This is a genomic window from Actinomadura barringtoniae (assembly GCF_017573505.1).
Lineage (GTDB): Bacteria > Actinomycetota > Actinomycetes > Streptosporangiales > Streptosporangiaceae > Spirillospora > Spirillospora barringtoniae.
The window spans coordinates 1-2073 of the sequence record NZ_JAGEOJ010000052.1 but is presented as its reverse complement, the minus strand read 5'-3'; the positions used below and the strand labels follow the sequence as shown (position 1 = coordinate 2073).

At 58.6% G+C, this 2073-nt stretch carries 2 rRNA genes; both read right to left on the bottom strand.

The features are described from left to right. Position 1: 1 nt before the first annotated feature. Positions 2 to 118, bottom strand: a 5S ribosomal RNA gene (gene rrf, locus J4573_RS53350). A gap of 155 nt (positions 119 to 273) precedes the next feature. Next, positions 274 to 2073, bottom strand: a 23S ribosomal RNA gene (locus J4573_RS53345); the annotation flags it as partial.

The window sequence follows — 2073 nt, the reverse complement described above, 5'->3', positions numbered from 1 at the left end:
TGTCCGGCGGTGTCCTACTCTCCCACACAGTCTCCCGTGCAGTACCATCGGCGCTGAAGGGCTTAACTTCCGGGTTCGGGATGGGACCGGGTGTTTCCCCCTCGCCATAACCACCGAACGCCTCACGCGCGACCACCAGGGGTGGTCGGCAAATTCAGCGTCCGAACCGTCAGGCTCGGTATGTTGTTGTTTGCGGTTGCCCGTTTGTTGTTCGGGAACCACACAGGGACGCAAGCTTTCTCGCAGCTGTTTCGATCAGTTTGAACGTTCAGTGTGTTCAAGCCACTCGGCCTATTAGTACCGGTCGACTCCACACGTTACCGTGCTTCCATCTCCGGCCTATCAACCCAATAGTCTGTTGGGGGCCTTACCACCACAAGGGTGGGGAGAACTCATCTTGAGGAAGGCTTCCCGCTTAGATGCTTTCAGCGGTTATCCCTGCCGAACGTAGCCAACCAGCCGTGCCCCTGGCGGGACAACTGGCACACCAGAGGTTCGTCCGTCCCGGTCCTCTCGTACTAGGGACAGATCCTCTCAATTCTCCTACGCGCGCAGCGGATAGGGACCGAACTGTCTCGCGACGTTCTAAACCCAGCTCGCGTGCCGCTTTAATGGGCGAACAGCCCAACCCTTGGGACCTACTCCAGCCCCAGGATGCGACGAGCCGACATCGAGGTGCCAAACCATCCCGTCGATATGGACTCTTGGGGAAGATCAGCCTGTTATCCCCGGGGTACCTTTTAGCCGTTGAGCGACACCACTTCCACACGTCGGTGCCGGATCACTAGGCCCTGCTTTCGCACCTGCTCGACATGTCTGTCTCACAGTCAAGCTCCCTTGTGCCCTTGCACTCGCCACCTGATTGCCAACCAGGCTGAGGGAACCTTTGGGCGCCTCCGTTACTCTTTGGGAGGCAACCGCCCCAGTTAAACTACCCACCAGGCACTGTCCCCCACCCGGATCCACGGGTGCGGGTTAGACGCTCAAAACGACCAGAGTGGTATTTCACCAATGACTCCACACACACTGGCGTGCATGCTTCACAGTCTCCCACCTATCCTACACAAACCGTTCCAAACGCCAATGCCAAGCTGTAGTGAAGGTCCCGGGGTCTTTCCGTCCTGCTGCGCGAAACGAGCATCTTTACTCGTACTGCAATTTCGCCGGGCCTGTGGTTGAGACAGCGGGGAAGTCGTTACGCCATTCGTGCAGGTCGGAACTTACCCGACAAGGAATTTCGCTACCTTAGGATGGTTATAGTTACCACCGCCGTTTACCGGCGCTTAGATTCTCAGCTTCGACCCCTTACGGGATCTAACCGGTCCTCTTAACGTTCCGGCACCGGGCAGGCGTCAGTCCGTATACAGCGTCTTACGACTTCGCACGGACCTGTGTTTTTAGTAAACAGTCGCTTCCCCCTGGCCTCTGCGACCACCCCCAGCTCACGACGTAAAGCCGGTCACCGGGCATGGTCCCCCTTCTCCCAAAGTTACGGGGGCAATTTGCCGAGTTCCTTAACCACAGTTCACCCGATCGCCTTGGTATTCTCTACCTGACCACCTGAGTCGGTTTGGGGTACGGGCCGCCGGTACACTCACTAGAGGCTTTTCTCGGCAGCATGGGATCACTCACTTCACCTAAAACGGCTCGGCATCACCTCTCACCCTTAAATGCACCACGGATTTACCTATGGTGCGGGCTACAGGCTTACCCCGGGACAACCATCGCCCGGGCTGAGCTACCCTCCTGCGTCACCCCATCGCTCACCTACTACCACCTCGGGTCCCGTGTTCCCCGGACACCCCCCACCCCCGAAGGAGCAGGTAAGGCCGGATCAGACGGTTAGCATCAGCGGATTCAGCGTTGGCGCATACCAGCGGGTACGGGAATATCAACCCGTTGTCCATCGACTACGCCTGTCGGCCTCGCCTTAGGTCCCGACTTACCCTGGGCGGATTAGCCTGCCCCAGGAACCCTTGGTCATCCGGCGCACACGTTTCTCACGTGTGATTCGCTACTCATGCCTGCATTCTCACTCCCACAGCCTCCACCACTCGCTCACGCGGCGGCTTC